Origin of the sequence: Pseudomonas californiensis (assembly GCF_021147775.1) — a bacterium.
In the GTDB taxonomy this organism is placed as follows: Bacteria; Pseudomonadota; Gammaproteobacteria; order Pseudomonadales; family Pseudomonadaceae; genus Aquipseudomonas; species Aquipseudomonas californiensis.
The window spans coordinates 1-7,214 of sequence record NZ_JAGTPK010000073.1; the positions used below are offsets into that span (position 1 = coordinate 1).

The following is a 7,214-nucleotide window of genomic DNA, read 5'->3' on the forward strand; positions in this document are numbered from 1 at the left end:
TCGGGTCGCATCATGGCGAACGGGCTCCTGAAGGGAATCGGGAGCACAGCATCCGGTATCAGCTCAGTGGTTTGAATGTGGGGTTCATGGAGCGCTTACCATGAAGCTGCCACTGCGCCCTTCTCTTTCCCGCGCCACCGTACTGCAAATCCTGGCCCTGATCGTCCTGATCGGCGTGCTGATCTACCAGCAGTGGCAGATTCTCCACCTGAAAACAGGTTTTGAATCAGCTGCAAACCTGGAATCCGTCAACGCCATCACCCAACGCATCAATGGCGTGGATGACCGGCTTGATGCCGCCAGCCAGCTGAAGTCCGTAACCATCGATGATTTCAGGGCTGGCCAGCAGGCACTCTCCAATCGAATCGACGCCGTCCAAGCTCTCGTCAAGCAGGCGCAGGACGCAGCCCAGCAAGCGGCGGCCACGATGCAAGAGGTTGTGGTCATGGGGGCTCGGATCGAGGAGCTGCAGGTGAAACTCCAGGACCTGCGTGCAGTTGAAGCCGCATCTGCTCAAGTCACCGCTGCGGCCAAGCCGAAGACTCCAGTCCCCTCCCGCAAATCAACAGCACAAACCAAAGCTCCAGAGGCACCTCCACCGTTTTCGGTCGTGGGGGTGGAGTATCGCGGAGGTGAACGTTTCTTGTCAGTTGCCCCGCCTGGCAGCACTCAACTGAGCCAACTCAACCTGATACGCCCCGGCGATATGGTCGCAGCTGGATGACTCCCGCGCTTTGTTCAGCATAAACGGTTCCCCACGCATTCTGCCCCTGCGCCCTTAGAGGTTCACATGTCCATCTACAACCTGAGAATGTTCACCATGGTGGGGTTAACCCTGCTGACACAAGTGGGCTTGGCCAACGCGGCGACCAACAACTCCCCACAGTACAACAGTCGGGAGCAACAGAGCGTGTTGACCGACAGCCAGTCGCAATCGAGCGACGAGATGCTGGCCCGGGACTGGAACCTCAGTTCCCAAGAATGGCAGCGCTATCAAACGCTGATGCAGAGTTCACGAGGTGTGTATTCCCCCGGGCTGGATCCGCTGACAGCATTGGGTATCGAAGCCCGCAATGATGAAGAGCGCCGGCGGTATGCAGAGCTCCAGGTCAAAGCCGAGGCGCAGCGCACGGCAAAAGAATTGGCGTATCAACGCGCATATGACGATGCCTTCAAACGCCTCTATCCCAATCTGATGCCCATCGCCAGTTCAGCGTCGCAAGCTTCGGCTGCTAGCCCAGCAAACCAGGGTAACGGCCGATTGGCGGTGTTTGTTAAAGACGGCTGTCCGGAATGCTCGATACGAGTAAAGGCCCTTCAGGCTCAGAAGCAGCCGTTTGACGTGTACATGGTGGGTAGCCAGAACGACGATGAGCGAATTCGCAACTGGGCGATTGTCTCGGGGATCGACCCTGCGAATGTCAGAACCCGACAAATCACCCTCAACCATGACGGTGGACGTTGGCTTGGCCTGAGCCTGGGTGGCGAGTTACCCACCGTTGTGCGTGAGGTGAATGGGCAATGGCTGCGTCAGTGACGTGGGCAGGCCTTGCCCTGCTGTGCTTCGCGTTGACAAGCCATGCAGCCGAGCTACCTCCACCGGCCTATCAGTTGGCTGCCCACGCCGCGAATATTCCGTCGGAAGTGCTCTACTCGGTGGCGCTGCAGGAAAGCGGGACGCCACTGCGGGGGCAGCTGGTGCCGTGGCCTTGGACGCTGAACGTGGCCGGCGCTAGTTATCGTTTTGCAACCCGTGCCGATGCCTGTACCGCACTTATCATCGCACTCGCGCAGGCGGGTCCCAAGCGGGTCGACGTCGGATTAGGTCAGGTCAACATGGGCTGGAACGGCCAGAGGTTTAAATCAAGCAATCCGTGCGACGCGCTCAATCCCTACAAAAACCTTGATGTGGCCGCACAGATGCTCGCCGAACTGCGCACGCTTGGTGGTGACTGGATCACCGTCGCCGGACGCTATCACCGGCCTGCCGGCGGCGCTCCAGCTGCCAATTATCGCAAGGCCTTTGCCAAACATCTCAGCCGGGTAACCGGCATTCAAATGCTGGTGACCAATCCATGACCCGATCAGTGATCCTCGGCGCAGCGCTCTGCCTGCCATTTATGATCTGCCAAGCTGCAGAGCTCACCGTGGTTGAAGACAAAGGTGGTGACTCAGCGCTGCCTTACTATCGATCTCTCAATCCCGAGCCGTCCTCTTCTGTCTCAAATGACCTGACCTCGCAACTGGATCCTGTAGCAGCACAGGGCTTGCCGGTACGCACCACTCGAATGACTCCGGGGACAGTTCAGGGCCGAATCATCAACGCGCCAGGCCTGCAGCCTTTGTTCCTGATCGGTGACGACGAAACTTCACGCCGATGGCTACAAGAACGCGGTGCGGTGCTGAAGCAGATGCAGGCCGTAGGACTGGTGGTCAACGTGGCCACACAAGAACGACTTGCCGTAGTCAGGAGTTGGTTGCCCGACGCGCTCGTGTCCCCCGCATCAGGTGACGAGCTTTCTCAACGACTCGGCCTGAATCACTATCCGGTGTTGATCACCCCAACCGCAATCGAGCAATAGGAGGTCGGGTTATGGCTCAGGATTACGCCATTGAATCACTGCTCAGACCCGCCGTAGAGCTGTACACCGTGTACGTGTGCGCTGCAGGTGCATTCCTATGCGTGTTCGCACCTTGGGCGTTTGCGCTTACTCCGCTGTTCGGCATCGTGACCTCCGCGGGCTTTCTCGCTTTGGGTTTAGTGCGTCTCAAACAAGCATGGCAGGTGCTGCGCTATCGCCGAAACATCCGTCGACTGCCTCATTACACGATGACCAGTAAAGAAGTGCCGGTCAGCAATCAACGTCTGTTCATCGGTCTTGGCTTTCGCTGGCAGCAGCGCCATACCCAGCGGCTTATGGACACTTACCTGCCGAAGTACTCCAGCTATGTTGAAGCCACCCCACTGTTCCGCGCCGCGCGTCGTTTTGAGGAAAGAGCGGAGTTTGCGCCATACCCTGTCCGACTTCTGGCCAGAGCCACATCATGGGACGTGCCCATCAATCCTGTGCGGCCTCTGCCACCCGTCGGTGGCTTGCCACGGCTGCACGGCATCGAGCCATACGAGGAGAACGTCTCCCTCCCTTTGGGCGAGCGAGTAGGCCATTCGATTGTTCTGGGCACCACCCGTGTCGGAAAAACGCGCCTGGCTGAATTGTTCATCACTCAGGACATTCGGCGGAAAAAGCACGGCCAGCACGAGGTCGTCATCGTATTTGATCCGAAGGGCGATGCCGATTTGCTCAAGCGCATGTATCTCGAAGCCAAACGCGCCGGCCGCCTGAACGAATTCTATGTGTTCCACCTGGGCTGGCCAGATCACTCGGCACGCTACAACGCCGTTGGGCGTTTTGGGCGGATTTCGGAGGTGGCCACCCGGATCGCTGGCCAGCTCTCCGGCGAAGGTAACTCGGCAGCATTCCGTGAATTCGCCTGGCGTTTCGTGAACATCATCGCCAGAGCCCTTGTGGCATTGGGCCGCCGGCCTGACTACCTGCAGATCCAGCAGCACGTGATCAACATCGAAGGGATCTTCCAGGAGTATGCCTCTAAATACTTTGATGAATCCGATCCAAAGGCCTGGGAGGCGATCGTCGCCATTGAGGGCAAGCTCAACGAAAAAAACGTACCGTTCAACATGAAGGGCCGGCCGTTCCGCGTGGTGGCCATCGATCAATACCTGTCTCAGACGCGCGTCGCAGATCCGGTGATGGATGGCCTGCGCAGTGCGGTCCGCTACGACAAGACCTATTTCGACAAGATCGTCGCCTCGCTGCTGCCGCTGCTTGAGAAGCTGACAACCGGGCGCATGGCGGAACTGATCTCGCCTGACTATCAGGACGTGAACGATCCAAGACCAATCTTCGACTGGATGCAGGTGGTCCGCAAAAAGGCCGTGGTCTATATCGGCCTGGACGCCTTGTCGGACACTGAAGTCGCCGCTGCCGTCGGCAACTCGATGTTCTCCGACCTCGTGTCAGTTGCTGGCCATATCTACAAATTCGGCGTCGACGACGGACTACCGGGCGGCGTCCCTGGTACCAAAGTGCCTATCAACCTCCACGCCGATGAGTTCAACGAGCTGATGGGTGAGGAATTCATTCCGATGATCAACAAGGGTGGCGGTGCCGGCATGCAGGTGACTGCGTACACCCAGACCATGAGCGATATCGAAGCGAAGATCGGCAACAAGGCCAAGGCCGGCCAGGTGATCGGTAACTTCAATAACGTGTTCATGCTACGCGTCCGCGAAACGTCCACCGCCGAGCTGCTGACAAACCAGTTGCCTAAGGTTCAGGTTTTCACATCCACCCCAGCCAGCTCGGCGAATGACACTGCAACGGGCAACACTGCGTTCACATCCTCCAGTCATGACCAGGTGCAGCAGGTCAGTGTGCCAATGATTGAGCCCGCGCATGTCGTGGGCCTGCCCAAGGGCCAATGCTTTGCCCTTATGGAAGGCGGCAATCTGTGGAAAATCAGAATGCCTTTGCCAGGGCATGATCCTGATGAGGTGATGCCGGCAGATCTGCAGGCCCTGGCTGAAAGCATGCGTCAGACCTATCAGGTGGGTAAGGTCGACGACACTGGTTGGTGGTCAGCGCCCGGTTATCAGACGCTCAACGAGTCGCTGCCTGCAGATCTGCTCGACGACTTCAAAAAAATTGCTGTAGCTCCCGAGGACGCGGCATGACTTTCGGCTTGTTGAACGACCGGCGGGAGGTCATCTGATATGGCAGACGTTGCCGACCGTGCGAAACAGCAACAAGACCAGGAACAGACGCTCATCGGTTCACTGTTCACCCTGCCCTTCCGGTTCGCCGCAGTGATGTTCCTGTCTCTGGGGGGAGCCATCATCGTCGAATGGATCTGCATGTACTTTTTCTGGCCGGAGGCAGGCTGGCAGCATGCTCGTGCAATGCTCGATCATGAACTCAGCTGGCTCTCCAAGGGGTTCCTACAGAGTGTGGTTGTTCAAGAGCCTGGCCGAACAGCGACATGGCTGGTTCAAACCACGTATGACTGGCTGGTGGTCAAGACTGGGCTTCAGGACTGGGTTGAACACACATCTGATTATGCTGCTACAGGACAACGAACACGCGGTTTCGATATGCGTTACATGCTCGGTGTAGGGGTCAGCAAGTTTAAGGATTACGGCCTCGCGGCGCTCTACACGACACTGGTGTTTTGCGTACGCCTGGTGATCCTGACCCTAGCAATACCGTTATTTATGATGACGGCGTTCGTGGGTTTCGTCGACGGACTGGTACGCCGAGACCTGCGGCGGTTTGGTGCCGGCCGCGAGTCCAGCTACCTGTATCACAAAGCTCGGGCAACGATGGTGCCGCTGGTGATCATCCCCTGGAGCCTCTACCTGGCCCTGCCTTTCAGCGTGAGCCCTTTGCTTGTGCTCTTGCCGTGCGCAGCTCTGCTCGGCCTAGCCGTCAGCATTACAGCGTCCAGCTTCAAAAAATACCTTTAGGTGCCCCTCATGCAATGGACAGAAGAACAACTGCCAGCGATCCACTCTTGCGCGAAAAAGCTACTGGTCCAGGCATTTGCCGGTACCGGGAAGACAACAACACTCGTCGGTTACGCCACGCATAACTCGTCGGTCAAAATGCTTTACCTCTGCTACAACAAAGCCGTTGAGATCGCGGCAAAGAACCGTTTTCCACGCAACGTGACCTGCAAAACAGCTCACGGCCTGGCCTACGCTGTTTATGGCAGCCAGTACAAACACAAGCAGGCTGGCAATCTGCGTTTGACCGACATTGCTAGGACGATCAATACGCAGGATTGGGAGCTGGCCAAAGACATCGTTTCGACCCTCAATTCCTTTATGGCCAGCAAGGATCTGGAGCTGCTGGAGGATCACTTTGTGCGATTCCAGAGCAACCGCAGACTGACGTCGGTCCAGCAGCAGTACATGAGTAAAGCGCTCAACCTGACCAGAGACGTTTGGGAGAAAATGGTCGATATCAACGATCGCTCAGTCCCTATGACGCACGATGGCTATCTGAAGCTGTACCAGATGAGCCAGCCAGATCTGAGCCAGCGTTTTGGTGCGATTCTGCTCGACGAAGGGCAGGACGTGAACCCGGTGATCGCGAACCTGGTCCAGATCCAAAAAATCACGCAAGTGACCGTAGGTGATCGGCATCAGCAACTTTATCGGTTCAGAGGCGCTGTGGATGCTTTAAACAGCCCAGCAATGAGAGACGCCGAGAAACACTTTCTGACTCAGAGCTTCAGATTTGGGCCGGCAGTTGCCTACGTGGCCAACGTCATCCTGTCCTTCAAGGGTGAAAAGATCCCCCTGCAAGGCCTGGGACAGCCCACGTTGGTGAAACGAGCCTTACCGGACGATCTGCCTCACCGTACCTACCTGCACCGCACGGTGAGCGGCGTGATTGAGAACGCGCTGCGCCTGGTCAACCAAGACCACCGCATGCAGTGGATCGGAGGGATCGACAGCTATTCCTTGCGCGATCTGGAGGACCTGTTCTATTTCAGCCGGCATATGAATGACCAGGTTCAGCAGCGAAAATTGCTCACTGACTATGCCGATTACGACCAGTATGTCGTGATCGCGAAGGCCACGCAGGATCCTGAGATGCTGCGGTCGATCAAAATCATCGAAAACTACCCTGACCTGCCCAAACGTATTGAGCAGCTGCGAGGAGCCTCTGTCACGTCGGAGCTCGATGCAACCGTGACCCTTACCACTGCGCACAGAGCCAAAGGTCTGGAGTGGGACTTCGTTGGGCTTTATGACGACTTTTCTGCAGATCCGCTTTCCCCTGACATCGACGTCGGCAAACGCGACGACGAGCTGAATCTTCTATACGTAGCTGTCACACGAGCCATGAAAATTCTGGCCGTCAACTCGCTTGTGATCGACATCATGCAGCGCTTCAAGGACATGAAGCAGCGCTCAAGACCTTGGTAAGCTGCCCCTTGCGACGCTCAATTGTCATGACCAATATGCGTACCTTAGGTTTTGTACGAAAAGTCGGTGGGGGTAGAATTGCCGCCATGATTGGCTGGAGGCTCGCATGGCAAAGCGTTACGAACTCTCCGACGCATCGTGGGAATTGATCAAGGATCTGGTTTCTCCCGAGCAGAAAATGGGTCGCCCACGTAGTGATGAT

6 protein-coding genes and 2 pseudogenes are annotated in these 7,214 nt (G+C 57.1%); all 8 read left to right on the top strand.

Going from position 1 to position 7,214, the window contains the following annotated elements; translation table 11 throughout:
- Positions 1 to 100: 100 nt before the first annotated feature.
- Positions 101 to 782: pseudogene (locus KDX37_RS28440) on the top strand (hypothetical protein).
- An 8-nt stretch (positions 783 to 790) separates the two neighbouring features.
- On the top strand, positions 791 to 1,537 hold the full coding sequence (locus KDX37_RS28445) for a TIGR03759 family integrating conjugative element protein (protein ID WP_231656529.1): 747 nt from the start codon (positions 791 to 793) through the stop codon (positions 1,535 to 1,537).
- Entirely contained in the window at positions 1,522 to 2,079 is a 558-nt protein-coding gene (locus KDX37_RS28450) for a transglycosylase SLT domain-containing protein (RefSeq protein ID WP_231656530.1), read from the top strand. Before KDX37_RS28445 ends, KDX37_RS28450 begins: the two co-directional genes overlap by 16 nt.
- Positions 2,076 to 2,582: an integrating conjugative element protein gene (locus KDX37_RS28455; protein WP_003435734.1), complete on the top strand. Its 507-nt coding sequence runs from the start codon at positions 2,076 to 2,078 to the stop codon at positions 2,580 to 2,582. Before KDX37_RS28450 ends, KDX37_RS28455 begins: the two co-directional genes overlap by 4 nt.
- Positions 2,583 to 2,593: 11 nt before the next feature.
- A complete protein-coding gene (gene traD, locus KDX37_RS28460; protein ID WP_231656531.1) occupies positions 2,594 to 4,753 on the top strand; it encodes a type IV conjugative transfer system coupling protein TraD in 2,160 nt (719 codons plus the stop codon).
- A 39-nt stretch (positions 4,754 to 4,792) separates the two neighbouring features.
- Entirely contained in the window at positions 4,793 to 5,542 is a 750-nt protein-coding gene (locus KDX37_RS28465) for a TIGR03747 family integrating conjugative element membrane protein (protein ID WP_231656532.1), read from the top strand.
- A 9-nt stretch (positions 5,543 to 5,551) separates the two neighbouring features.
- Positions 5,552 to 7,012 carry a UvrD-helicase domain-containing protein gene (locus KDX37_RS28470; protein ID WP_231656533.1) on the top strand — a complete coding sequence of 487 codons (1,461 nt, stop codon included), beginning with the start codon at positions 5,552 to 5,554 and terminating at the stop codon, positions 7,010 to 7,012.
- Positions 7,013 to 7,118: 106 nt separating this feature from the next.
- Positions 7,119 to 7,214, top strand: a pseudogene (locus KDX37_RS28475) (IS5/IS1182 family transposase); the annotation flags it as partial.

Bases quoted from the DNA above. Each gene is read 5' to 3' on its own strand.
- KDX37_RS28445 (WP_231656529.1), top strand. From the start codon at position 791: ATGTCCATCTACAACCTGAGAATGTTCACCATGGTGGGGTTAACCCTG.
- KDX37_RS28450 (WP_231656530.1), top strand. From the start codon at position 1,522: ATGGCTGCGTCAGTGACGTGGGCAGGCCTTGCCCTGCTGTGCTTCGCG.
- KDX37_RS28455 (WP_003435734.1), top strand. From the start codon at position 2,076: ATGACCCGATCAGTGATCCTCGGCGCAGCGCTCTGCCTGCCATTTATG.
- traD (WP_231656531.1), top strand. From the start codon at position 2,594: ATGGCTCAGGATTACGCCATTGAATCACTGCTCAGACCCGCCGTAGAG.
- KDX37_RS28465 (WP_231656532.1), top strand. From the start codon at position 4,793: ATGGCAGACGTTGCCGACCGTGCGAAACAGCAACAAGACCAGGAACAG.
- KDX37_RS28470 (WP_231656533.1), top strand. From the start codon at position 5,552: ATGCAATGGACAGAAGAACAACTGCCAGCGATCCACTCTTGCGCGAAA.